Genomic DNA, 24,800 nt, shown 5'->3' on the forward strand with positions numbered 1-24,800 from the left:
GCACGGCTATAAGTGTGGGCAACCGGCAAGGTGACTTATAGCCAAACGTGCTGAGCACAGCACAATCGGTTCTTAATTCGGCTTCCAGACCTTGCCGTAAAGTAATCGCCGTCAGTGCGGCCAGACAGTCCGGCCGCCCGTGTGGAGTTTTTACCGTGAGCGAGCGTTCCAGCCATTGGCAATTGCAGACCATCGTCAGCCAGCTGCGCACGGCGCGCGATCAGTGGCGTGCCCAGAACGGCCGCGCCAGCGGCGAGCAGGGCGGTCGCGAGTTGCCCTCCCGAGCGGCCATGGCGGAGATTCTTGAAGCGCTGTGCGGTGCGTTGTTCCCGATGCGCCTGGGGCCAGTGGACTTGCGCGAAGAGAGTGAAGACTTCTATGTAGGCCACACGCTGGACGTCGCGTTGAATGCGTTGCTGGGGCAGGCACGACTTGAACTGCGTTACGCCGCCCGCCACAGCGCCGAGGCCGATACCGAAGTCGAAGCCAAAACGATCCAGATCATTCAGGACTTCGCACTGGCCCTGCCGGGGCTGCGCAGTCTGCTGGACACTGATGTGCTGGCGGCCTATCACGGTGACCCGGCGGCTCGCAGCGTCGATGAAGTATTGCTGTGCTATCCGGGGATTCTGGCGGTGATTCACCATCGCCTCGCGCACCATTTATACCGCGCCGGACTGCCGCTGCTGGCGCGGATCAGCGCAGAAATCGCGCACTCGGCGACCGGTATCGACATCCACCCTGGCGCGCAGATCGGCCGCAGCTTCTTCATCGATCACGGGACGGGTGTGGTGATCGGCGAGACCGCGATCATCGGCGAGCGCGTGCGGATTTATCAGGCGGTGACCCTGGGCGCCAAGCGCTTCCCGTCGGAGGAAGACGGCCAGTTGCAGAAGGGCCATCTGCGGCATCCGATTGTCGAGGATGATGTGGTGATCTATGCCGGCGCGACGATTCTGGGGCGGATCACCATCGGAAAGGGCTCGACCATTGGCGGCAATGTCTGGCTGACGCGCAGTGTGCCGGCGGGGTGCAACCTGACGCAGGCGAATCTGCAGCATGATGATGGGACGCAGAAGTAAGTCCGGAAATCTCGGCTGAATTGGCTGGCCTCTTCGCGGGCAAGCCTTGCTCCTACAGGTTATGTGTCGAACAGTAGATCTATGAACGACACAAAACCTGTAGGAGCAAGGCTTGCCCGCGAATGGTTTCAAGCCGAGCCAAGATAATGGCCTTTAGCTAATTTCCCTCTGAACGAATCCTCCAAATCCCACGTCATACCCATCCTTGAGCTAGCGTACACAAACAAGCTTTTGTGGCGAGGGAGCTTGCTCCCGCTCGGTTGCAAGGCAGCCGCATTCCTGGCTAAAACCTGGGTGCCGCTTCGCGACACAGCGGGAGCAAGCTCCCTCGCCACACCGTACCGCCGAGCCCTGCGATTAGTCCTTAGCACCCTATTCATGTTTAACTTGAACGCTCATTCAAGTTAAACCGTCGGTTTGCTGCCCGCTCACAACAGGAGGCTTGCCCTTGCCGAGTCCGTTACTGATTGCCCGGTTTCACCCCCTTGAGGCGCACCTTTCATGAGTGCACCGTCCACCCCCGCCAGCGGCCAGGTCCGCATGAATCCGCCGGTGTTCTACTTCGCGGCGACCTTCATTCTGCTGTTCGGCATTGTCGTCATTGCCATGCCTGAACAGGCCGGCGCCTGGCTTCTGCAAGCGCAAAACTGGGCGGCCAATACGGTCGGCTGGTATTACATGCTCGCGATGACCCTGTATCTGGTCTTCGTGGTGGTCACCGCCTTGTCCGGCTACGGCAAGATCAAGCTCGGTGCCGACCACGACGAGCCCGAATTCAGTTACCTGTCCTGGGCCGGCATGCTGTTCGCCGCCGGGATCAGCATCACGCTGTTCTTCTTTTGCGTGTCCGAACCGCTGACCCACTTGTCGCAACCGCCGCAAGGCGAGGCCGGCACGGCGGACGCGGCGCGCCAGGCGATGCAGATTCTGTTTCTGCACTGGGGCCTGCACGGCTGGGGCGTGTTTGCCTTCGTCGGCATGGCGCTGGCCTATTTCGCCTACCGCCACAATCTGCCGTTGGCCTTGCGTTCGGCGCTGTATCCGCTGATCGGCAAACGCATCAACGGCCCGATCGGATACGCCGTGGACGGCTTCGGCATCATCGCCACGGTGTTCGGCCTCGGTGCCGACATGGGCTTCGGCGTGTTGCACCTCAATTCGGGTCTGGACTACCTGTTCGGCATCGCTCACACCCAGTGGATTCAGGTCGGCCTGATCACGCTGATGATGGGCGCGGCGATCATCGTCGCGGTGTCCGGCGTCGATAAAGGCGTGCGGGTCATGTCCGACATCAACATGCTGCTGGCCTGTGCGCTGCTGCTGTTCGTGTTGTTCGCCGGGCCGACGCAGCACCTGCTAAACACTTTGATCCAGAACATCGGCGACTACCTCGGCGCGTTGCCGATGAAGAGTTTCGATCTTTACGCCTACGACAAACCCAGTGACTGGCTGGGCGGCTGGACGGTGTTCTACTGGGCCTGGTGGATCGCATGGTCGCCGTTCGTGGGCCTGTTCATCGCGCGGATTTCCCGTGGCCGCACCATCCGCGAATTCGTCTTCGGCGTGCTGTTGATCCCGCTTGGTTTCACCCTGGCGTGGATGTCGATCTTCGGCAACAGCGCCATCGACCAGGTGCTCAACCACGGCATGAGCGCCCTAGGCATGTCGGCCATCGACAACCCGTCGATGACGTTGTACTTGCTGCTGGAAACCTATCCATGGAGCAAAACCGTCATTGCGGTCACAGTGTTCATCAGCTTCGTGTTCTTCGTCACCTCGGCCGATTCCGGCACCGTGGTGCTGTCGACGCTCTCGGCCAAGGGCGGCAACCCGGATGAAGACGGGCCGAAATGGCTGCGGGTGTTCTGGGGCGCGATGACGGCGCTGGTAACCAGTGCGCTACTGTTCTCCGGCAGCATCGACGCGCTGAAGTCGGCGGTGGTGCTGACCTCATTGCCGTTCTCGATGATTTTGTTGTTGATGATGTGGGGGCTGCACAAGGCGTTTTATCTGGAGTCGCAGAAGCAGATCGCGCAGTTGCATTCCCTGGCACCGGTGTCCGGTTCCCGGCGTGGTGGATGGCGTCAGCGCTTGAGTCAGGCGGTGCATTTCCCGTCGCGGGATGAGGTCTATCGCTTCCTCGATACGACGGTGCGCCCGGCGATTGAAGAAGTGACGGCGGTGTTCGTCGAAAAGGGTTTGAATGTGGTCACGCAGCCCGACCCGGCGAACGACAGCGTCAGCCTCGAAATCGGTCACGGCGAGCAGCATCCGTTCATCTATCAGGTGCAGATGCGTGGCTACTTCACGCCGTCCTTCGCCCGTGGCGGCATGGGTTCCAAGGAGCTCAACAATCGTCGTTATTATCGGGCCGAAGTGCATTTGAGCGAGGGCAGTCAGGACTACGATCTGGTGGGGTACACCAAGGAGCAGGTCATCAACGACATCCTCGATCAGTACGAGCGGCACATGCAGTTCTTGCATTTGGTGCGTTGAAGTCAGGTCTCGCTGCTCAACGCCATGAACAGCACCAGCGCCGCCACCGGCACGCCAAACACCACACTGCCGACCACCAGCTCCGTCGTCAGGGACTGGCCGGCAGTGACCACGCCGATGGCGCCGTTGATCATCGTCAGGGCCAGCCACAGGACAATGAAGCTGTAGGTCAGGGTCTGCCGGCCGAAGCCGATTTTCTCGCCGATGAAGAGCATCAGCGCCAGGAGGACCAGGCCGAAGAAGATGATGATGGTGGTGTGCATGGTGTGTTCCTCCCTTCAGATGTGTGTTGCTTTTGGGGCCGCTTTCGCGGGCAAGCCTCGCTCCTACGGATTCGTGTCGATCACGGGATTGCCGTCTGACACAAATCTGTAGGAGCGAGGCTTGCCCGCGAAGGCGTCCTTACAGACTCACACTAAGCAAGTCTTCAATACCAATCCGCTTCGCAAAGTCGATCCGAACCCGCTCCGAAACCTCCAGCACTTGCGCCGCGCCATCCCCGACGAAATCAATCACTGAACGCGCTGGCCGGGAGCCCTGCGGCAAACCGACGATCCGCACGATGTCATCGGCCACTGCCTGTGGGTCAGCATCCTGCGGCGTCAGCGCACTCAGGCGCTCGCCGACTTTATCCATTACGCCATCGTATCGAGCATAGGCCTCGCTGCGCGCTACGTCCGCCGGTTTTCCTGCGCTCGGGAAATGATCGGTGCCGCGAGTGAACGCACCGGGCACCACGATCGAAGTCTCGATACCAAACCGCGTCAGTTCATAAGACATGCTCACCGCCAGAGAATCCGTTGCCGCTTTCGCCGCCGCGTAAGGCCCCATGAACGGTGGAAAACCGCCTTTGGTCGTGGTGCTGCTGATCCACAACACCAACCCTGAAGCCTGAGCACGCATCTGTGGCAACACCGCGCGACTGACCCGCTGGGCACCGTAAAAATTGGTGTCGAAGACTTTCATGATTTCTTCGGCGGTGAAGGCTTCCGTCGGGCCGATCACCAGATGCCCGGCGTTTTGCATCACCACGTCCAGGCGCCCTTGTTCGGCCACGATGGTCGCGACCGCTGCGTCTGCCGAATCTTGCGACAACACGTCCAGCTCCAGCGGATGCAACTCAACCTTTTGCTCTCTGGCCCAGAGCCTAATGCTCTCGGCCCGTGCGGCGTTGCGACCGTTCACGTCACGCATGCTGGCGTAAACAATGTGCCCGGCTTGCGCTAGGGATTCTGCGGCGAGTTTGCCGATACCGGTACCGGCGCCAGTGATGAGAATGACTGATTTCATGACGTTAACCTCTTGAGCAATTCGATAGATTTCGGCTTCAGGCGCGACGAGGAAGACGTTGTTGCACGACGTGGGACAACCAGCCAGCGAAGGAGCCTAGGGTGCCGGCACCGCCCAGTTCAGCGAAGCTTTCAAGGGAGGGTTCCAGGTGCGCGGCGAACCAGGCGATCAGGCCGAGGAAGTAAGCGACGACGTTGTTCATCGTCCGGGTAGCCCGCAGCGACACGACGACCATTGCCACGACAAACACCACGACTGGTAGGGCAAACAACCCGAGCGTGGGCGCCAGGGCGCCGATGCTCAGCGCCGCACCCATGCCGAAGGCAAGGCCCATCAGCACACAGCAGAGGTTTACCAGGCCGTCGCGCAAGGTCAGGCCGCGGCTGAAAAACGCTACCCAACCGACAAACATTGCCCAGACCGGCAGGGTCAACAACAGGCTGGAGCCTGCGGCCAGTGCGGCGGTGGCAGCCGCCACTGCGGTGAACAGCGTAAACATCAGTTTCGATTGCCCGGTGTGGGCGGTGTTGGTTGGATGACTCATGATTTTCTTCTCCTTGACCCAGGTGAGGCGCCTCAGACGAGGCCGCCGTTGACGCGCAGGATTTGCCCATTGACCCAGGCCGAATCAGGGCTAACCAGGAAGGACACGACGCGGGAAATGTCTTCGGGCTGAGCCAGACGCTCCAGCGGGGCCATCTTGGCGAAGGTCTGGATCTGTTCTTCACTCTTGCCGTGCAGGAACAGGTCAGTCGCGACCGGGCCCGGTGCCACGGCGTTGACGGTGATGTTGCGACCGCGCATTTCCTTGGCAAACACCTGAGTCAGGGATTCCACCGCCGCTTTGCTGGCGATGTACACGGCATAGCCCGGCAGGTTCATGCCGACGGTGCTGCTGGAAAAATTGACGATCCTCCCGCCGCTGTTCAGGCGAGTGGCCGCTTCGCGCAGGGTGTTGAAAGTGCCGCGAGCGTGGATGTTGAAGTTCTGGTCGAACAGTTCGTCCGTGTGTTGCGCCAGCGGCATCACTTTGAGAATGCCGGCGTTGTTGATCAACACATCGACTTTGCCCAGTTGTGTTTCGGTTTCATCGAACATCCGGCGCACGTCGTCGGCATTGGCCACATCAGCCTTGATCGCTATGGCTTGATGGCCGGCCTGACGCAACTCGACAACCAGAGCCGACGCTTCAGTGGCGCTGCTGGCGTAGTTGATGGCGACGGCGAAACCTTCGCTGGCCAGTTGTTTGGCGATGACGGCGCCGATGCCGCGAGAGGCGCCGGTCACGATGGCAACTTTCGAAGTTTGAGTAGTCATGGCGGTGATTCCTTTGAAGGTGTTTGCTGGGGGTGAAGCCAGACTCACATGTTTACGCAGGCCGATAAATGCACGAGAGTTGCCTTGACTGTTCAATAATCACCAACAATCGAAGGCCAGGAGCGCAGCGTGGATCAAGTCAAGGCAATGAAGGTTTTCGTGCGGATCTACGAGCGCAGCAGCTTCACCCTGGCCGCCGAAGACCTGAACCTGCCGAGGGCAACCCTGACCCACACGCTGAATCAGTTCGAAGCCTGGCTTGGCACGCGCTTACTGGAGCGCAGCACGCGCAAGGTGCGTCCGACGCTGGACGGCGAGGCTTACTACCTGCGTTGTGTGCAGTTGCTGGCAGAGCTGGAAGAAGCCGAACTGGCCTTTCGCAGCGTGGCGCCGAAGGGGCGATTGCGCGTGGATTTGCATGGCACCTTGGCCAAGCACTTCGTGATCCCTGCGTTGCCGCAGTTCATGGCCCGTTACCCGGATATAGAACTGTCCATCAGCGAGGCGGACCGCTTTGTCGACCTGATTGCCGAAGGCGTCGACTGCGTACTGCGCGCCGGCACCCTCGGCGATTCGGCGCTGATCGGCAAACGTGTCGCCAACCTGCGTCAGATCACCTGCGCCAGCCCTGCGTATCTGCGCAAATACGGCGAACCGAAAACCCTCGAAGACCTGAAACACCATCGCGCGGTGAACTACGTCTCACGCACCACCGCCAAGTTGTTTCCATTCGAATTCATGGTCGATGGCGAGCTGAAGGAAGTGGCCATTGATGGCGCAATTTCGGTATTCGGCGCGGAAATATATGCCGCGTCGGCCATTGCCGGACTGGGTTTGATCCAGTGCCCGCATTATCGAATGGAAGCGCAGATCACCCAGGGGCTGATACAGGAAGTCCTGATCGAAACGCCGCCACCACCGATGCCGGTTTCAGTGCTGTATCCGCACAACCGACACATGTCGCCTCGGGTTCGGGTGTTTGTGGATTGGTTGGGGGAGGTGTTTGCGCAGGCGCGGTAACCGCTGGTCTTCAGGCAAGTCGGGCGCCCTTGCACTGGGCTAATATTTATCAGAGTGTGTATCGTGTGTATTAAGCCTGCTTTCATCGCGTAATGTGCTCGGCAGGTTGCTGCCCACAAGGACGAAGGTGATGCGAAGTCGGGAAATGATCAGGATGATCGAGGAGGATGGTTGGTATCTGGTCGCCGTGAAAGGTAGCCACCATCAGTACAAGCATTCGTTCAAGGCAGGCCGGGTGACGATTAAGCACCCTGATTCGGATCTTCCGAAAGGAACGATCAACAGCATTTTGAAACAGGCGGGCCTGAAATGAGCCCCGACATTGGAAACGAGAGCCTCGAAGGGGCCACATCACAGGAAGGACTCACCGAAATGAAATTCCCGGTCGTTCTGCACAAGGATGCCGACTCAGAATACGGAGTGATTATCCCGGACGTGCCGGGTTGTTTCTCTGCGGGCGCTACGGTGGCGCAGGCATTCGAAAACGTGAAGGAAGCGCTCTCCTTGCACTATGAGGGGTTGGTCGCCGATGGTGATCCACTGCCGCAAGTGCGTGAGATTGACGCTCATATTGATAACCCTGATTACGCAGGTGGTGTATGGGGTGTGGTCGACTTCGATATCACGCCTTACTTCGGCAAGTCAGTGCGCTTCAACGCCACTCTGCCTGAGCAGTTGCTTGAGCGTATCGACCAAACAGTCAGGCGGGATCAGCGATACAGCTCAAGATCCGGTTTTTTGGCTGCCGCCGCACTGCGTGAGCTGTCGGCATAAACGCCATGCGGATTTTGGCTCTAGAGTCTATCCGATCGAAAATCTCTGAAACGTTTCAGCATTTCCTCAAGTCCGAGGTTTATCGGCGTTTGTCTGGGCGTATGCTGGGCAACTTGCGAAGCAGTCGATGCCAACTTCAAGACAGACAAGAGAGGATTCGATGACCTACACCGCTGCCGAAAACCGCTATGACTCCATCCCTTACCGCCGCGTCGGTCGCAGCGGTCTGGTGTTGCCGGCGTTGTCCCTGGGCCTGTGGCACAACTTCGGCGACAGCACGCCGATCGACACCCAGCGTTCGTTACTGCGCACGGCGTTCGATCTGGGGATCAACCACTTCGACCTGGCCAACAACTACGGCCCGCCATACGGCAGCGCCGAAATCAATTTCGGCCGTTTGCTGCGCGAAGACTTCAAGCAGTATCGCGACGAGCTGATCATTTCCAGCAAGGCCGGTTGGGATATGTGGCCCGGTCCTTACGGTCAGGGCGGCGGCTCGCGCAAATACGTGCTGGCCAGTCTTGATCAGAGCCTGCAGCGCCTGGGCCTGGATTATGTGGATATTTTCTATTCGCACCGTTTCGATCCGGATACTCCGCTGGAGGAAACCGCCAGCGCATTGGCTACCGCGGTACAGCAGGGCAAGGCGCTGTACATCGGCATATCGTCGTATTCCGGGGTGAAAACCCGTGAGATGGCGGCGCTGTTGAAAGAGTGGAAAGTGCCGTTGCTGATTCACCAGCCGGCCTACAACCTGCTCAATCGCTGGGTGGAAAAGGACCTGCTGGAGGTAACTGACGAACTGGGCACCGGTGTGATTGCGTTCACGCCGTTGGCGCAGGGCCTGTTGACCGACAAATACCTCAATGGCATTCCTAAGGATGCGCGGGTGAATCGTCCGGGGGGTGGTTCTTTGCAGTCCTCGCACCTGTCGGAGGCCAACATCGCCCATGTGCGTGGACTCAACGAAATCGCCAAGCGTCGCGGTCAGAGCCTCGCGCAACTGGCGTTGGCCTGGACGCTGCGAGATCCTCGTGTGACCTCGGCGCTGATCGGTGCGAGCCGGCCGGAGCAGATCATTGAGAACGTCGGGGCGTTGAAGAATCTGAGCTTCAGTGTGGAAGAGCTGGCGGAGATTGACCGGTTTGCCCAGGAGGGCGGGATCAATCTTTGGGAGAAGCCTTCGACGGCTGAGTAAGTGTTCGGCGCCGGAACCTCTGGCGCCTGTGACATCGCTATCGCGAGCAGGCTCACTCCCACAGTGGTTGGGTGTTGACCACAAAATGTGTGGCCAACCGATAACTCTGTGGGAGCGAGCCTGCTCGCGATGGGGCCAGAACAGTCAATGGAAAAATCAGGGTCTACCTGAAAAACGGCACATCCCCCAACACCGTCGCCCGCTGCATCACCCGCCGCGCCGGTCGGTAATCATCCACCGCGTAATGCTGTGTCACGCGGTTATCCCAGAACGCCACATCATCCTTCTGCCAGCGCCAGCGAATGGTGAATTCCGGCCGCGTGGCATGGGCGAACAGAAACTTCAGAATCGCCTCGCTCTCGGTTTCCGACAGCTCATTGATCTTCGAAGTAAACCCTTCATTGACGAACAACGAACGGCGCCCGCTCACCGGGTGCGTGCGGATTACCGGGTGCGACAGTGGTGGATTTTTCCGGCGTGCTTCTTCCCACTGGACCAGCGCCTCAGGCGTATTGCCGTAGCGTTCCAGCGGAAACGAACGGGTGAAATCGTGAGTCGCCGTCAGCCCTTCAAGCAAGGTTTTCATCGGTGCCGACAACGCCTCATAAGCCGCAATGCCACTGGCCCACAACGTGTCGCCCCCAAACTCCGGCAGCAATTTTGCGCTGAGCACCGCGCCCAGCGCCGGGGTCGGCAGGAAGGTCACGTCGGTGTGCCAGATGGCGTTGTCGCGCACGTCGGTGACAGCGGTGTCGAGGATCAGCACTTCCGGCTGTTCCGGCACATTCGGGTAGATCGGGTGAATGTGCAGGTCGCCGAAATTGGCGGCGAAACGCGCCTGTTGCTGCGGCGTGATCGGCTGGTCGCGGAAGAACAGCACCTGATGCTTGAGCAGTGCCTGCTCGATGGCATCGCGCTGTTCCAGATTCAGCGGCTGACTGATGTCGATGCCGCTGATTTGCGCGCCGAGCGCGGAGCTGAGGGGGACGATTGTCAGGTGGCTCATGGTCTTTCTCTTCAATCCGGGGTGCCAAGCTGTTGGCATGGTCAATAACAAGTTTTTAGTGAGCCTGGCCGTGCCACGGCACCAGTTTGCGTTGCAGGGCGCGCAGGCCCATCTCCATGGCAAAGGCGATCAGCGCAATCACCAGAATCCCCAGCACCACCACATCGGTGACCAGGAACTGCGCGGCCGACTGGACCATGAAGCCCAAACCGCTGGTGGCGGCGATCAGCTCGGCGGCGACCAGCGTCGACCAGCCCACACCCAGACCAATCCGTACGCCAGTCAAAATGTCCGGCAAGGCGCTCGGCAAAATCACATGGCGAATCAACTGTGCCCGGGTAGCGCCCAACGACTGCGCCGCGCGCAACTTGGCCGGGTCGACGGTGCGCACGCCGGTGGCGGTCGCGATGGCAATCGGGGCGAAAATCGCCAGGTAGATCAGCAAGACTTTCGACAACTCACCAATGCCACACCAGATCACGATCAGCGGCAGATAGGCCAGCGGCGGAATCGGGCGGTAGAACTCGATCAGCGGATCGAGAATGCCGCGCGCGATACGGTTGGCACCGATCGCAATGCCGACCGGCACGGCGGTCAGCACGGCAAAGCCGAGGCCCAGACCGATGCGGCCGAGGCTCGCGCCCAAGTGCTGCCACAACGTCGAATCCATGTAGCCGGTGGTCACCAGCAGCCAGCCTTTTTGCAACACGGCAGACGGTGGTGGCAGAAAAAGAGGCTCGATCATCCCCGTAGCGGTAACGGCCCACCAAATGGCAACCAGCGCGACCAGCGTCAGCACACTGATCCAGCGCGTGCTCAAACTGCGACGAACAGGAATGACCGTCGAACCCGGTTTCACCGTCACGGCCGGAATTTCATAGCTGCTCATGCGCGCTCCTGCCGCGTGGCGGCGCTGCGTTGGGAGAACACTTTGGCGAGTACGTGTTCGCGGGTTTCGATAAAACGCGGGTCGGATTTGATCGACCGTGCGGATTCACCGGCGGCGTAACGCTGACCAAAATCCAGGCTCAGACGCTCGACGATTTGCCCCGGGTTCGGCGCCAGCAGAATCAGATCCGTGGCGAGAAACACGGCTTCTTCGATGTCGTGGGTAATCAGGAATACGGGTTTTGCAGTTCGCTTCCAGACTTGCAACAGCAGCTCCTGCATCTGTTCGCGGGTGAAGGCGTCGAGGGCGCCGAAGGGTTCGTCCATCAGCAACACGCGAGGATCGGCGGCGAGCGCACGGGCCAGGCCGACACGCTGCTTCTGGCCACCAGACAGCTGCCAGATACGGCGATTTTCGAAACCGGAAAGGTCCACTAGCGCGAGCATTTCCCGAGCGCGGATTTCACGTTTGTCCCGGGAAACACCGGCCAGTTCCAGACCGAAACCAACATTGGCCAGCACGTCCTGCCACGGCAACAAGGCATCGTCCTGGAACACCACGCCACGTTCGGCGCTCGGGCCTTTGACCGGTACGCCATCGAGGGAGATGCGCCCGGCGCTGGGCTCGACGAAACCGGCAATCAGGTTCAACAGCGAAGTCTTGCCACTGCCGGAAGGGCCGAGGGCTACCAGCAATTGCTGGGGCCCGAGGCTCAGGGAAATATCCGCCAGCACCGGTTCCGGACTACCGGGGTACTGTGCGCTGATGCGCTCCAGCTGTAGCAAAGCCATCGCAATTAACTCCGGATCAGTTGGTGATGAACTTGGCGCTGACGTACGGCGCGTAGTCCGGCAGCACGGCCTCGACCTTGCCTTGTTCCTTGAGAAACACGGCGGTGTCGGTGATGGCTTTGGTGGTCGGCGCGCCGAGGGTGATGACTTGATCAGCCGCCAGCGGGTAGACGTTGCCTTGCAGCAGCAGCGGAATGTCGCTGGCCTTGGCACCGGACAGCTTCACCAGTTTGTCGACGTTGGATTGATTGGCGAGCCAAGCTTTCGGGTCTTTACGGTAATCGGCGTAAGCGTCGAGGGTGACTTTGGCGAACGCGGTGACGATTTCCGGGTGTTTCTCGGCGAAGTCTTTACGCACGATCCACGCATCAAAGGTCGGCGCGCCGAACTTGGCCAGTTCGCCGGAGGTGATCAGCACTTTGCCGTTTTCCTTGGCCACACCGAGTGCCGGATCCCAGACATAAGTGGCGTCGATATCACCGCGTTTCCACGCAGCGATGATCGCCGGCGGGGCGAGGTTGAGGACGGTGACTTTCGACGGGTCGATGTTCCAGTGCTTCAGCGCAGCCAGCAGGCTGTAGTGACCGGTGGAAACGAACGGCACGGCGATTTTCTTGCCGATCAGGTCTTGCGGGGTCTTGATGCCGGAACCGTCGCGAGCGACCAAGGCTTCAGCGGCGCCGATCTGCGTGGCAATGAGGAAGGTTTCTACGGGAACTTTGCGGGTGATTGCAGCCGTCAGGGGGCTGGAACCGAGGTAGCCGATCTGCACGTCGCCGGACGCGATGGCGGCGATGATGTCGGCACCGTTGTCGAATTTGCGCCAGTCGATCTTGGCGTTGGTGGCTTTTTCGTACGCGCCGTCGGCCTGCGCAACTTTTGCCGGGTCAACGGTGGTCTGGTAGGCGACGGTCACGTCAGCCGCCTGGGCAAAGAAACTCGCTGCGGCCAAAGACGCGACCGCCAGGAGGCGGAGAGGGAAATTCAGTTTCATTGAGAAGCTCCTTGTCAGGCGGACCGAGAGTCGGCGTGAAAAGGAGACTAAATGATATAAGAATCCGAAAATAAATAACTTTTTAGAATGAGCTTATGAGCGGAAAATTCTAAGAGAGGGTAGTCGTAGATCGCTTTTGTGGCGAGGGAGCTTGCTCCCGCTCGGCTGCGCAGCAGCCGCAAAATCAGCGACCGTGTTCATGCTGACACACCTCCATCGCTGCTTTGGGAGTCCTTCGGCCTCCAGCGGGAGCAAGCTCCCTCGCCACAGAAGTTTGTGTTTAGTTGCTGATCGCCAGAATGCTCGCCTGATACGACCCGACAAACACATCGAAATCACCGACTTCGTTCTGTTCCAGCTCCACTTGCTCCGCCAGCGACGAACGCGCCCGCGCTTCAAACGTCGCTTGGTCTTCGCCACTCAACGGCTCGCTGCGGAAAAATTCCGCGTGGGCCTGGCTCTGGCGCAGGGAGAACTGGCTGAAGCTTTCCTTGTGCTCGGCCATCGCCGCCAGCACCTGGGCCGATGGCGTCAGGGAAGGATCCTTGACCTTGGCCAATTGCGCGAACAGCGCCTTGCTGTGCGCATCGCCGCCATGGCTCTGGTCTAGCAACGCTGCCAGTGGCGCAATTTTCTCCAGCAACTCGCTGGCCCACTCTTTCAGGTCAACCGGCTGGCCGTCGCGCTGCAGTTGCAGGCCTGGACGACGACCTTCCTTGACCACGCTGAGGAAGTTCGAGGTCGCGTTGCCGCATGAAGTATTGGTCAGCAGCGGGCTGTCGTTCAGTGCGCAGTACAGCAGGAATGCGTCGAGGAAGCGCGACTCGGGGAGGTCTATGCCCATTGGCAGGAACGGGTTGATGTCCAGGCAACGCACTTCAACGTACTGAATGCCACGGGCCACCAGCGCCTGGATCGGCCGTTCGCCGGTGTAGGTCACGCGTTTCGGGCGGATGTTGGAGTAGTACTCGTTTTCGATCTGCAGGATGTTGGTGTTGAGCTGTACCCACTCACCGTCCTGATGCGTACCGATTTCAACGTACGGCGCATACGGCGTGGCGACTGCCTTGCGCAAGCTGTCGGTGTAGCTCGCTAAGTCGTTGTAGCACGGCGTCAGACCGGCCTGGGCGTTGCTCTGGTAACCCAGATCGCTCATGCGCAGGCTGGTGGCGTACGGCAGGTACAAGGTGCCCGGATCCAGTTGTTCCAACTGATGCGAGCGGCCACGCAGGAAACCGGCATCCAGCGCCGGCGATGCGCCGAACAGGTACATCAGCAGCCAGCTGTAGCGGCGGAAGTTACGGATCAGCGCGATGTAGGCCGACGACTGATAGTCGCGGTCAGTGCCGACAAAGCCTTCCGCTTCCTTGAGCAGCGGCCAGAGTTTTTCCGGCAGGGAAAAGTTGTAGTGAATCCCGGCGATGCACTGCATGGTCTTGCCGTAGCGCAGGGCCAGGCCCTTGCGGTAGACATACTTGAGCTTGCCGATGTTGGACGTGCCGTAATAGGCGATCGGGATGTCTTCCTCGGCCGGCAACGGGCACGGCATCGACGGACTCCACAGGTACTCGTTGCCGAGTTTGCTGTAGGCAAAACGGTGAATCTTGTCCAGGCTCGCCAGGGTGTCAGCCGGGTCGGGCAGGGCGGGCGTGATGAACTCCAGCAGCGACTCGGAATAGTCGGTGGTGATTTGTTCATTGGTCAGCGCGGAACCCAATTCTTCCGGGTGCGGCGTTTGCGCCAGGCGACCTTCGCCGGTCACGCGCAGGCATTCACGTTCGATGCCGTGAAGGCACTGTTCGAGCAGAGAGAGGTTAGCGCGCTCGCCGAGCAGAGCCAGGCGGCGGTTGAGAAGTTCGCTCAAGTTGGATTCCTTCACGCGTCAGTCGCCCCAATATGGGGGTGGGCAGGACGGTCTACAAGGGTGAAGTTGAAACTGGCGTTTTCGCCTGGTTTTCGGGCCGCACAGGACTGGGTAACCAGCCAGGAGAGTGATCGCCGCAATCCCTGTGGGAGCGACCTGTGGCGAGGGGGCTTGCCCCGTTGGGCTGCGAAGCAGCCCCAAAATCTCTGAATTTCCAAGATCTTGTGAGTGCTACGCACTCAAACGGGGGCAATCCCCCTCGCCACAGGCGCTCCCACAGGAAATTTCGGCGCTGCGGTCACAGCGCCGAAATTAACTCAAATCGATGACGTCTAGCTACAGGACAGCGAACGTGCCTTGTGCTTTTGCGACGAGTTTGTCGCCCTGCATCACGTCAGCTTCAACCACCAGCGTGCGGCGGCCCGGGTGGATGACCCGCGCCGTGCACATCACCTCACCGTCAGAAACGGCGCGGATGTAGTTGATCTTGCACTCGATGGTCGCGCTCTGCTGGTCAAAGCCGTGGGTGCTGGAGCAGGCCAGCCCCATGGCAATGTCCACCAGACTGAACAAGGCCCCGCCGTGCAGCTTGCCGCCGCGATTGCGCAGTTCTGGTGCAAGCCCGAGGGCGACTTGCGCCACCCCGGCCTCCAGACTGTGCAAGCGACACCCCAGCAGGTTGAAAAACGCGCTTTCGGTCAGCCCGGCCGGAATGTCCATCAGCGTTTCTTCAACTGCTTGGCGTTGGCGAACAGCGAAGCCATGGCGTTGTTGGCCGGGGCCGCCGCCGTGGTTTCCTTGCGCGGTGCAGTGTTCTGGGACTGGCGCGGTGCCGACCCCGGACGTGCGCCACGGGCGCCGTCAATTTTCTCGCCCGGGGTGTCGCTCATGCGCATCGACAGGCCGACGCGTTTGCGCGGGATGTCGACTTCCATGACCTTCACCTTCACCACATCACCGGCCTTGACCGCTTCACGCGGATCCTTGATGAACTTCTCCGAAAGCGCGGAAATGTGCACCAAACCGTCCTGATGCACGCCGATGTCGACGAACGCGCCGAAGTTGGTCACGTTGGTCACGACGCCTTCGAGGATCATGCCCAGCTGCAGGTCCTTGAGGTCTTCGACGCCTTCCTGGAACTCGGCGGTCTTGAACTCTGGACGTGGGTCGCGGCCCGGTTTTTCCAGTTCTTGCAGGATGTCGGTGACCGTTGGCAGACCGAAAGTCTCGTCGGTGTACTTCTTCGGATCGAGGCGTTTGAGGAAGCTTGCATCGCCAATCAGCGAGCGGATGTCGCGGTCGGTTTCAGCGGCGATGCGCTGGACCAGTGGATAGGCTTCCGGGTGAACCGCAGACGAATCCAGCGGGTTGTCGCCGTTCATGACGCGCAGGAAGCCAGCGGCCTGTTCGAAGGTTTTTTCGCCCAGACGCGCGACTTTCTTCAACGCCGCGCGAGTTTTGAACGCGCCATGCTCGTCGCGGTGGCTGACGATGTTTTGCGCCAGGGTCGCGTTGAGGCCGGAGATGCGGGCCAGCAGCGCCACGGAGGCAGTGTTCACGTCCACGCCGACGGCGTTTACGCAGTCCTCAACCACAGCGTCCAGGCCGCGCGCCAGTTTCAGCTGCGACACGTCATGCTGGTACTGGCCGACACCGATGGATTTCGGATCGATCTTCACCAGCTCGGCCAGTGGATCCTGCAGGCGACGGGCGATCGACACTGCGCCACGGATCGACACGTCGAGGTCCGGGAATTCCTTGGACGCCAGTTCCGACGCCGAGTAAACCGATGCACCGGCCTCGGAGACCATGACTTTGGTCATCTTCATCGCCGGGTATTTTTTGATCAGCTCAGCGGCCAGCTTGTCGGTCTCGCGGCTGGCGGTGCCGTTGCCGATGGCGATCAGGTCCACCGAGTGCTTGGCGCACAGGGCAGCAAGTATCGCGAGGGTTTGGTCCCATTTGTTGTGCGGCACGTGCGGGTAAACCGTGGCGTGATCCAGCAGCTTGCCGGTGGCGTCGACCACGGCGACCTTGCAACCGGTGCGCAGGCCCGGGTCGAGGCCCAGCGTGGCGCGCGGGCCGGCCGGGGCCGACAGCAGCAGGTCGTGCAAGTTATGGGCGAACACGTTGATCGCTTCGGTTTCCGCGCCATCGCGCAGCTCGCCCAACAGATCGGTTTCGAGGTGGGTGTAGAGCTTGACCTTCCAGGTCCAGCGCACCACTTCGCCCAGCCATTTGTCGGCGGCGCGGTTCTGGTTCTGGATGCCGAATTGCTGGCCGATCATGCCTTCGCACGGGTGCATGGTGCCCGGCAGTTCATCGCCGACTTTCAGCGCGGAGCTGAGAATGCCTTCGTTGCGGCCACGGAAAATCGCCAGCGCGCGGTGCGACGGCATGCTTTTCAGCGGTTCGTCGTGTTCGAAGTAATCGCGGAACTTGGCGCCTTCCTCTTCCTTGCCGGCAATCACGCGGGCACTGAGGGTGGCTTCCTGCTTGAGGTAGTTGCGCAGCTTGTCCAGCAGGCCGGCGTCTTCGGCGAAGCGTTCCATCAGGATGTACTTGGCGCCTTCGAGGGCGGCCTTGACATCGGCGACGCCTTTTTCGGCATCAACGAAGCGCGCGGCTTCGGTGTCCGGATTCAGGGTCGGGTCGTTGAACAGGCCGTCGGCCAGCTCGCCGAGGCCGGCTTCCAGGGCGATCTGGCCCTTGGTGCGGCGCTTCTGCTTGTACGGCAGGTACAAGTCTTCGAGGCGGGTCTTGGTGTCGGCGAGCTTGATGTCGCGTTCCAGTTGCGGGGTCAGCTTGCCTTGCTCCTGGATGCTGGCAAGGATGCTGATGCGCCGTTCGTCGAGTTCTCGCAGGTAGCGCAGACGCTCTTCCAGATGACGCAACTGAATGTCATCGAGGCTGCCGGTCACTTCTTTCCGGTAACGGGCGATGAAGGGAACGGTAGAGCCTTCATCGAGTAGCGCGACGGCCGCTTCGACCTGTTGTGGGCGTACGCCGAGTTCCTCGGCGATGCGGCTGTTGATGCTGTCCATAAAACCACCTGACAAATTGTGAAAGCAGGCTCGCAGGCACAGGGATAAAGGCTCGGCGAGTCTGGTTGAGCGGCCTGGCCTGCGCCGCTACCTGGATCAACAGGCATCCCGTTGACCCGTGAAATCGAACAAATACTGCCAGCGCCTTGAAAATAAAAAGCGGCTACCGCAGTAATGATCAGACGTTGCCTGACACAAAAGGCCGCGCATTATAACCAGCGTTCTGTCATTCGGGGGCATCACAGGCTGTAGGCACAATGCCCGGATTTCTGGCGGTGAAGGAAAAATCTGCTAACAATGCACACGGTGCGTATAACGGCAGCTACGCCATAATGCGCGCCGAGATCAAAGGAGCATCCAATGAGCAGCACTGCAAACATTGCTGAAGGCGAAAAAATTCTTATCGTTGACGACGATCCGGGGCTCAGCAGCCTGCTGGAACGCTTTTTCGTCAGCAAGGGCTACCGTGCCCGCGCCGTACCGAACACTGAACAAATGGACCGCCTGCTGGCGCGTGAAGTGTTCAACCTGGTCGTCCTCGACCTGATGCTGCCCGGCGAAGACGGTCTGACCGCCTGCCGCCGCCTTCGCGGCGCGAACAATCAGATTCCGATCATCATGCTCACCGCCAAGGGCGACGAGCTGAGCCGTATCAAGGGCCTGGAACTGGGCGCCGACGATTACCTGGCCAAGCCGTTCAACCCGGACGAGCTGATGGCGCGCGTCAAAGCCGTCCTGCGTCGTCAGTCCGCGCCGGTGCCGGGTGCGCCGGGCAGCGAAGACGAAAGCGTGACGTTCGGCGACTACGAATTGTCGCTGGCGACTCGCGAACTGAAACGCGGTGACGAAGTGCACATGCTCACCACCGGTGAGTTTGCGGTGCTCAAGGCGTTGGTCATGAACGCGCGTCAGCCACTGACTCGCGACAAACTGATGAACCTGGCCCGTGGTCGTGAGTGGGATGCCCTGGAGCGTTCCATCGATGTGCAGATTTCCCGTCTGCGCCGGATGATCGAACCCGATCCATCCAAGCCCCGTTACATCCAGACCGTCTGGGGCGTGGGCTACGTGTTCGTTCCGGATGGCGCCGCCGCCAAGTGATCGGCGATTTGTAGGAGCGGGTCGTGCGGATGATGTTGTCCGCAGACTCGCGATCCGCAATATGCGAGCATCGCTCGCTCCTGCAAGTGTGTAGCGGTTATCCATGAAAACCCCCGTGTGGTTCCCCCAGAGTTTCTTCTCCCGCACCCTGTGGCTGGTGCTGATCGTCGTCCTGTTTTCCAAGGCGCTGACCCTGGTTTATCTGTTGATGAACGAAGACGTGCTGGTGGACCGTCAATACAGCCACGGCGTCGCCCTGACGCTGCGCGCCTATTGGGCGGCGGATGAAAACAACCGCGACAAGATTGCCGAAGCCGCGACCCTGATCCGGGTGGTGGGCACTGGCGTGCCGGAGGGCGAGCAACACTGGCCTTACAGCGAGATCTATCAGCGGCAGATGCAGGCAGAGCTCGGTGCCGACACCGAGGTGCGATTGCGCATGCACTCACCGCCAGCGCTGTGGGTTCGGGCGCCAAGTCTGGGCGATGGCTGGCTGAAAGTGCCGCTTTATCCGCATCCGTTGCGCGGCCAGAAAATCTGGAACGTGCTGGGCTGGTTCCTTGCCATCGGCTTGCTGTCCACCGCCTCGGCGTGGATCTTCGTCAGTCAGCTCAATCAACCTTTGAAGCGCTTGGTCTATGCCGCGAGGCAACTTGGCCAGGGCCGTAGTGTGCGTCTGCCGATCAGCGATACGCCAAGCGAGATGACCGAGGTGTATCGCGCCTTCAACCAGATGGCTGAAGACGTCGAACAGGCCGGCCGCGAGCGCGAGCTGATGCTGGCCGGGGTGTCCCATGACTTGCGTACGCCACTGACGCGATTGCGGCTGTCACTGGAACTGATGGGCGACCACAGCGACCTGACGGACGACATGGTGCGTGACATCGAAGACATGGACGCGATTCTCGACCAGTTCCTCGCGTTCATTCGCGATGGCCGCGATGAGTCGGTGGAAGAGGTGGACTTGACCGATCTGGTGCGTGAAGTCGCTGCGCCTTACAACCAGAATGAAGAGAAAGTACGCCTGCGCCTGGAGCCGATTCAGCCGTTCCCGTTGCGTCGCGTGTCGATGAAACGGCTGCTGAACAACCTGATCGGCAACGCGCTGCATCATGCTGGCAGTGGGGTCGAAGTGGCGGCGTATGTGTCCGGGGACGTGAGCGCGCCCTATGTGGTGCTGAGCGTCATGGACCGCGGGGCGGGAATTGATCCGTCGGAGCTGGAAGCGATCTTCAATCCGTTTACCCGGGGGGATCGTGCTCGTGGTGGTAAAGGGACCGGGTTGGGACTGGCCATTGTGAAGCGGATTGCTTCGATGCATGGCGGGAATGTTGAGTTGCGCAACCGGTCTGGTGGCGGGCTGGAAGCGCGGGTGCGGTTGCCGCTTGGGTTGATGTTGCCGAGAGACGCGGTTTAAGCGGCGCAGATAAACCTTGTGGCGAGGGAGCTTGCTCCCGCTGGAGGCCGAAGGACTCCCAAAGCTGGCAACCGTGTTCTCGTAGCTGAAACACGGTTGCCTGGTTTTACGGCTGCTGCGCAGCCGAGCGGGAGCAAGCTCCCTCGCCACAGAGGACCGGTTTAACCCTTGCCTTTGGTCCGCGTCATATTCGGCCCACCATTCTTCTCAAGATGCTCAATGATGATCCCCGCCACATTCTTCCCGGTGGTGGTTTCAATCCCTTCCAGCCCCGGCGAAGAATTCACTTCCATCACCAGCGGCCCGTGATTGGAACGCAGGATATCCACGCCCGCAACCGACAAACCCATCACCTTCGCCGCACGCAACGCGGTCATGCGTTCTTCCGGCGTGATCTTGATCAGACTGGCGCTGCCACCGCGATGCAGGTTGGAGCGAAACTCCCCAGGCTTGGCCTGACGCTTCATCGCCGCAATCACCTTGTCGCCGACCACGAAGCAGCGAATGTCCGCACCGCCGGCTTCCTTGATGTATTCCTGAACCATGATGTTCTGCTTGAGGCCCATGAACGCCTCGATCACCGATTCCGCCGCCGTCGCCGTTTCACACAGCACCACGCCGATGCCCTGGGTGCCTTCCAGCACCTTGATCACCAGCGGTGCGCCGTTGACCATGTCGATCAGGTCGGGAATGTCGTCCGGGGAATGCGCAAATCCGGTGACCGGCAAACCGATTCCACGGCGAGACAGCAATTGCAGCGAACGCAGTTTGTCCCGCGAGCGGGCAATGGCCACCGATTCGTTGAGCGGAAACACCCCCATCATTTCGAACTGGCGCAACACCGCGCAGCCATAGAACGTCACCGAGGCACCGATCCGCGGGATCACCGCGTCGAAACCTTCCAGCGGTTTGCCGCGGTAGTGGATCTGCGGCTTGTGGCTGGCGATGTTCATGTAGGCGCGCAGGGTGTCGATCACCACCATTTCATGGCCACGCTCGGTACCGGCTTCGACCAGACGACGAGTGGAATACAGACGCGGGTTCCGCGACAGCACAGCGATCTTCATGCAACACCTGTGGAGGAGGTAGATACCGGGAACACCGGCTTGTCTTGTACATATTTAATGCCCGGATTGACCACCAGTTGGCCGTCGATCAGGGCTTTGGAACCGAGTAACAGGCGATAACGCATGGACTTGCGGCAGGCGAGGGTGAACTCGACCCGCCAGACCCGATCACCGAGGGCCAGGGTGGTGCTGACCACGTAACGCTTCTGCGCATGGCCGTTGGAGCTTTTAATGGTTTTCATCGTCACCAGTGGTGCTTCGCAGCGGCGGTGACGTAGTTGCACGACCGTGCCCAGGTGCGCGGTGAAGCGCACCCAGCTCTCGCCCTCGCGCTCGAACGGCTCAATGTCGGTGGCGTGCAGGCTGGAGGTGCTGGCCCCGGTATCGATTTTTGCCCGCAGGCCCGCGACTCCCAAATCCGGGAGCGCCACCCACTCGCGCAGACCGATAACGGTTAAATGGTCAAATGTCTTCAATAGGAAAAACCGGCGATTATCGCGTCCAGGCTTCAGGCGATACCTGAGCCAACGCTTTGAATGCAGGTTTGGCGAACCAGTAACCCTGCATCAGAAAAATTCCACAGTCCGCCAGGAAATCCCGTTCTCCAGCGCTTTCAATGCCTTCGGCGATGACTGTAACGTCCAACTCCGCACAGATTGTGACAATCCCCCGAACGATAGCCTGACGAACACGATCGCGGTCGACATCGCGGATCAGTGCCATGTCGAGTTTGATCAGGTCCGGTTGGAAATCAGCCAGCAGATTGAGCCCCGAGTAGCCCGCGCCGAAATCGTCGATGGCGGTCTTGAAGCCGAATTCGCGGTATTCACGCAGAATATTAGTCAAATGGCGATAGTTATCTACGTGCTCGCTTTCCAGGGTTTCGAAAATCAGCTGGTCGATGGGGAAGTTGTGTGTTTTCGCGGCCTCCAGCGTGCTGCGAATGCAGAGTTCCGGGCGGTATACAGCGTTGGGCATGAAGTTGATCGACAAGTGTGTCTGCATGTTTAGACGAGCGGCTCCTTCAATGGCCCGGGTCCGGCAGAGCTGGTCGAAGCGGTAGCGATTCGCCTCTGTAATCTGCTCAAGCACAGACAGTGCGCCTTCCCCGGCAACGCCGCGTACCAAGGCTTCGTAGGCGAAAATCGACTGATCCCGCAAGTCGACGATCGGTTGGTAGGCAAAGGCAAAATCGAAGCCCAGCGGCTCGCTTTGCTGACAGCCCTGGCAACTGCCTTGGGGTGAGGTCAATGAAGCCGGAAATATAGTCACTCAATCACTCCATGCCGGTGAGCCGGCCTTGATCACATTCTATCTGGAGGGCCGGGTTGTTGCGCCCGACAGAAACGGTAGTACAGTTCCGACTATTGGCGGAAAGAGGAATTCAAGTGGCACAAAAACAGGAAGAGGACGACAAGGTCCGTCTCGATAAATGGTTGTGGGCCGCGCGTTTTTATAAAACACGCGCGTTGGCGAAAGCGGCTATTGAAAGCGGCAAGGTGCATTGCCGTGGCGAGCGTTGCAAACCGGGTAAGGAACCGCGAATCGGCGACGAGTTTCAGATTCGTACCGGGTTCGAGGAGCGCACGGTGGTGGTCCAGGCGTTGTCGATCGTGCGCCGTGGCGCGCCGGAGGCTCAGGCGTTGTACGCCGAAACCGAAGCCAGCATCGCCAAGCGCGAAGCGGCTGCGGCCATGCGCAAGGCGGGCTCGCTGGGCGTAAGCACCGATGGCAAGCCAAGCAAGAAACAGCGGCGGGATTTGTTTAAGTTTCGTGGGAGCAGTAACGACGAGTGAGTCAGTTGCTTCTGCGTCGTCTGGGCTGACGTCTTCGCGGGCAAGTCGAATCGTCGCACCGCTCGCTCCTACAGTTGATCACGAATCCCTGTAGGAGCGAGGCTTGCCCGCGAATCGAGTGCGCAGCACTCGCCCGGCAGCACAAAAAATCAGGCGCTACGCACCACACTCATCCGCGAAACCATCGGCATTTTCCCCAGCAGGCCGAACAACGCCAGCCCCCAAATCACCAGTGAAGCAGGATCACCCCGACCACCGCATCGAAGGGTCGCAGACTTGCAATTGCCCAGATGTGCAGCCATATCGGGTTAGTCGCCAGCGGCGAACCGAGTGGGGGAAACAGCCACTCGTCGAAAATCACACACAGCCTCTGACCCGTAGGCCATAACCAGAAGGCCAGCAGTGCCAGAGGCACAACATTGCAGAATGCCAACCGGCGGGCGTTCCACCTTGCTTGGAACAAACCCGGATTGTTCATAAAATGCCTCCCATGGCTGAACATCGCGCACCAAAACGGTGCTGCGGACGCGCAATTTTCAAGTTTTGTAATTATTTTGTCATCACTTCAGATACCCAGACCTATGACCGATCTACCGGATACCGACTACACCCAACGCTTCATCTTCGATGACAGCGACACCCGCGGCGAACTGGTGTCGTTGGAGCGCAGCTACGCCGAAGTCCTCGCCAAACACGCTTACCCGGAACCGGTAAAACAATTGCTCGGCGAACTGATGGCAGCGGCGTCGTTGCTGGTCGGCACCTTGAAGTTCGATGGTTTGCTGATTCTCCAGGCCCGCTCCGACGGCCCGGTGCCACTGTTGATGATCGAATGCTCGAGCGAGCGCGAAATCCGTGGCCTGGCCCGTTACGAGGCGGACCAGATCGCCCCCGAAGCAACCCTCGCCGATCTGATGCCCAATGGCGTATTGGCGCTGACCGTCGACCCGACCCAAGGCCAGCGCTACCAGGGCATCGTCGACCTGGATGGCGAAACCCTGTCGGAGTGCTTCACTAATTACTTCGTCATGTCCCAGCAGGTGGGCACGCGTTTCTGGCTGTACGCCGATGGCCGTCGCGCCCGTGGCCTGTTGCTGCAGCAATTGCCCGCCGACCGTCTGAAAGACGAAGAAGAACGCGCCGCCAGTTGGCAGCATGTCACTGCACTGGCCGGCACCCTGACCGCCGATGAATTGCTCAGCCTGGACAACGAGACCGTGCTCCATCGCCTCTACCACGAAGAGCAGGTTCGGCTGTTTGACGTGCAGAAGCTACGCTTCCGTTGCAGCTGCTCGCGCGAACGTTCTGCCAATGCACTGGTCAGTTTGGGTCAGGAAGATGCCCAGGCACTGGTCATCGAACACGGTGGCCACATCGAGATCGATTGCCAGTTCTGCAATCAGCGTTACCTGTTCGATGCCGCCGATATCAGTCAATTGTTCGCTGGCGCGGGTGTCGAGACGCCGTCAGATACCCGTCACTAAAACGGTTCAGCGCAGGTAAATTCACTGGATAGTGCCGGAATAACGCCGTTACGACGGGAGGGCCCTACTTTTTTTGGGCTTTTCTGGCATAATCCGGCCCACTTTTTTCGCGGTAGTAGTGCACGACTTTCTACTACAAAACGTTTGGAGCACTCGGCCACTGGCCGACG

General features: G+C 60.0%; 24 protein-coding genes and 1 pseudogene. 10 read left to right on the forward strand and 15 right to left on the reverse strand.

What is annotated here, in order from left to right:
* Nucleotides 1-155: 155 nt before the first annotated feature.
* Both epsC and betT read left to right on the forward strand, forming a co-directional pair.
* Nucleotides 156-1,082, forward strand: coding sequence for a serine O-acetyltransferase EpsC (epsC, locus tag ACA066_RS01035; RefSeq protein WP_497697778.1), 927 nt, complete (start codon nucleotides 156-158; stop codon nucleotides 1,080-1,082).
* Nucleotides 1,083-1,622: 540 nt separating this feature from the next.
* Nucleotides 1,623-3,578 carry a choline transporter BetT gene (betT, locus tag ACA066_RS01040; RefSeq protein ID WP_497699791.1) on the forward strand — a complete coding sequence of 652 codons (1,956 nt, stop codon included), beginning with the start codon at nucleotides 1,623-1,625 and terminating at the stop codon, nucleotides 3,576-3,578.
* Between the two features lie 2 nt (nucleotides 3,579-3,580).
* Here the strand turns inward: betT and ACA066_RS01045 are convergent, their stop codons facing one another.
* From ACA066_RS01045 to ACA066_RS01060, 4 genes are all read right to left on the reverse strand, one after another.
* Nucleotides 3,581-3,841 (reverse strand): hypothetical protein, encoded by a 261-nt coding sequence (locus tag ACA066_RS01045; RefSeq protein ID WP_214380162.1) that lies wholly within the window; start codon nucleotides 3,839-3,841, stop codon nucleotides 3,581-3,583.
* Between the two features lie 139 nt (nucleotides 3,842-3,980).
* Nucleotides 3,981-4,868, reverse strand: coding sequence for an SDR family oxidoreductase (locus tag ACA066_RS01050; protein ID WP_497697779.1), 888 nt, complete (start codon nucleotides 4,866-4,868; stop codon nucleotides 3,981-3,983).
* A gap of 37 nt (nucleotides 4,869-4,905) precedes the next feature.
* Complete coding sequence (locus ACA066_RS01055; RefSeq protein WP_497697780.1) at nucleotides 4,906-5,412, reverse strand: DUF1097 domain-containing protein; 507 nt, start codon at nucleotides 5,410-5,412, stop codon at nucleotides 4,906-4,908.
* Nucleotides 5,413-5,444: 32 nt separating this feature from the next.
* A complete protein-coding gene (locus tag ACA066_RS01060) occupies nucleotides 5,445-6,185 on the reverse strand; it encodes an SDR family oxidoreductase (RefSeq protein ID WP_497697781.1) in 741 nt (246 codons plus the stop codon).
* 129 nt (nucleotides 6,186-6,314) lie between these two features.
* On the opposite strand from ACA066_RS01060, the gene ACA066_RS01065 reads away from it, so the two are divergent.
* From ACA066_RS01065 to mgrA, 4 genes are all read left to right on the forward strand, one after another.
* Entirely contained in the window at nucleotides 6,315-7,205 is an 891-nt protein-coding gene (locus tag ACA066_RS01065; protein ID WP_497697782.1) for a LysR family transcriptional regulator, read from the forward strand.
* 130 nt (nucleotides 7,206-7,335) lie between these two features.
* Nucleotides 7,336-7,518, forward strand: a complete 183-nt coding sequence (locus ACA066_RS01070) for a type II toxin-antitoxin system HicA family toxin (RefSeq protein ID WP_497697783.1) — start codon at nucleotides 7,336-7,338, stop codon at nucleotides 7,516-7,518.
* Nucleotides 7,515-7,979: a type II toxin-antitoxin system HicB family antitoxin gene (locus ACA066_RS01075; RefSeq protein ID WP_497697784.1), complete on the forward strand. Its 465-nt coding sequence runs from the start codon at nucleotides 7,515-7,517 to the stop codon at nucleotides 7,977-7,979. The genes ACA066_RS01070 and ACA066_RS01075 overlap by 4 nt, the downstream gene beginning before the upstream one ends.
* Nucleotides 7,980-8,139: 160 nt before the next feature.
* The gene (mgrA, locus tag ACA066_RS01080; RefSeq protein WP_084318295.1) at nucleotides 8,140-9,177 is read left to right on the forward strand and encodes an L-glyceraldehyde 3-phosphate reductase; all 1,038 of its coding nucleotides are present in this window, start codon (nucleotides 8,140-8,142) and stop codon (nucleotides 9,175-9,177) included.
* Between the two features lie 163 nt (nucleotides 9,178-9,340).
* On the opposite strand, the gene tauD is transcribed toward mgrA, so the two are convergent.
* The 7 genes from tauD to ACA066_RS01115 form a co-directional block, all read right to left on the reverse strand.
* Nucleotides 9,341-10,183 (reverse strand): taurine dioxygenase, encoded by an 843-nt coding sequence (tauD, locus tag ACA066_RS01085; protein ID WP_497697785.1) that lies wholly within the window; start codon nucleotides 10,181-10,183, stop codon nucleotides 9,341-9,343.
* Between the two features lie 55 nt (nucleotides 10,184-10,238).
* On the reverse strand, nucleotides 10,239-11,072 hold the full coding sequence (gene tauC / locus ACA066_RS01090) for a taurine ABC transporter permease TauC (protein ID WP_214380169.1): 834 nt from the start codon (nucleotides 11,070-11,072) through the stop codon (nucleotides 10,239-10,241).
* On the reverse strand, nucleotides 11,069-11,863 hold the full coding sequence (tauB, locus tag ACA066_RS01095; protein WP_497697786.1) for a taurine ABC transporter ATP-binding subunit: 795 nt from the start codon (nucleotides 11,861-11,863) through the stop codon (nucleotides 11,069-11,071). The genes tauC and tauB overlap by 4 nt, the downstream gene beginning before the upstream one ends.
* Nucleotides 11,864-11,879: 16 nt before the next feature.
* Nucleotides 11,880-12,857 (reverse strand): taurine ABC transporter substrate-binding protein, encoded by a 978-nt coding sequence (gene tauA / locus ACA066_RS01100; protein WP_497697787.1) that lies wholly within the window; start codon nucleotides 12,855-12,857, stop codon nucleotides 11,880-11,882.
* Between the two features lie 280 nt (nucleotides 12,858-13,137).
* On the reverse strand, nucleotides 13,138-14,721 hold the full coding sequence (gene gshA / locus ACA066_RS01105; protein ID WP_497697788.1) for a glutamate--cysteine ligase: 1,584 nt from the start codon (nucleotides 14,719-14,721) through the stop codon (nucleotides 13,138-13,140).
* A 336-nt stretch (nucleotides 14,722-15,057) separates the two neighbouring features.
* Nucleotides 15,058-15,441: a PaaI family thioesterase gene (locus tag ACA066_RS01110; protein WP_497697789.1), complete on the reverse strand. Its 384-nt coding sequence runs from the start codon at nucleotides 15,439-15,441 to the stop codon at nucleotides 15,058-15,060.
* Nucleotides 15,441-17,765 (reverse strand): Tex family protein, encoded by a 2,325-nt coding sequence (locus ACA066_RS01115; protein ID WP_497697790.1) that lies wholly within the window; start codon nucleotides 17,763-17,765, stop codon nucleotides 15,441-15,443. Before ACA066_RS01115 ends, ACA066_RS01110 begins: the two co-directional genes overlap by 1 nt.
* A 360-nt stretch (nucleotides 17,766-18,125) precedes the next feature.
* Between ACA066_RS01115 and ompR the strand changes: the two genes are divergently transcribed.
* Nucleotides 18,126-18,866 carry an osmolarity response regulator transcription factor OmpR gene (gene ompR, locus ACA066_RS01120; protein ID WP_497697791.1) on the forward strand — a complete coding sequence of 247 codons (741 nt, stop codon included), beginning with the start codon at nucleotides 18,126-18,128 and terminating at the stop codon, nucleotides 18,864-18,866.
* A 103-nt stretch (nucleotides 18,867-18,969) separates the two neighbouring features.
* Nucleotides 18,970-20,283, forward strand: coding sequence for an ATP-binding protein (locus ACA066_RS01125; protein WP_214380174.1), 1,314 nt, complete (start codon nucleotides 18,970-18,972; stop codon nucleotides 20,281-20,283).
* A 161-nt stretch (nucleotides 20,284-20,444) separates the two neighbouring features.
* Here the strand turns inward: ACA066_RS01125 and rimK are convergent, their stop codons facing one another.
* The 3 genes from rimK to rimA are packed head-to-tail and all read right to left on the reverse strand — an operon-like array spanning nucleotide 20,445 to nucleotide 22,622.
* Complete coding sequence (gene rimK / locus ACA066_RS01130) at nucleotides 20,445-21,350, reverse strand: 30S ribosomal protein S6--L-glutamate ligase (RefSeq protein WP_007952690.1); 906 nt, start codon at nucleotides 21,348-21,350, stop codon at nucleotides 20,445-20,447.
* Nucleotides 21,347-21,826, reverse strand: coding sequence for a retropepsin-like aspartic endopeptidase RimB (gene rimB / locus ACA066_RS01135; protein ID WP_017335912.1), 480 nt, complete (start codon nucleotides 21,824-21,826; stop codon nucleotides 21,347-21,349). Before rimB ends, rimK begins: the two co-directional genes overlap by 4 nt.
* A 16-nt stretch (nucleotides 21,827-21,842) precedes the next feature.
* Nucleotides 21,843-22,622: a S6 modification regulatory phosphodiesterase RimA gene (gene rimA, locus ACA066_RS01140; protein ID WP_497697792.1), complete on the reverse strand. Its 780-nt coding sequence runs from the start codon at nucleotides 22,620-22,622 to the stop codon at nucleotides 21,843-21,845.
* 116 nt (nucleotides 22,623-22,738) lie between these two features.
* Between rimA and ACA066_RS01145 the strand changes: the two genes are divergently transcribed.
* Nucleotides 22,739-23,146, forward strand: coding sequence for an RNA-binding S4 domain-containing protein (locus tag ACA066_RS01145; protein WP_017335914.1), 408 nt, complete (start codon nucleotides 22,739-22,741; stop codon nucleotides 23,144-23,146).
* 235 nt (nucleotides 23,147-23,381) lie between these two features.
* Here the strand turns inward: ACA066_RS01145 and ACA066_RS01150 are convergent.
* A pseudogene (locus ACA066_RS01150) lies at nucleotides 23,382-23,624 on the reverse strand (phosphatase PAP2 family protein); the annotation flags it as partial.
* Between the two features lie 103 nt (nucleotides 23,625-23,727).
* Between ACA066_RS01150 and hslO the strand changes: the two are divergent.
* Nucleotides 23,728-24,630, forward strand: coding sequence for an Hsp33 family molecular chaperone HslO (gene hslO / locus ACA066_RS01155; protein WP_497697793.1), 903 nt, complete (start codon nucleotides 23,728-23,730; stop codon nucleotides 24,628-24,630).
* The last annotated feature ends 170 nt before the right edge of the window (nucleotides 24,631-24,800 follow it).

This window comes from Pseudomonas sp. LBUM1651 (assembly GCF_059716135.1).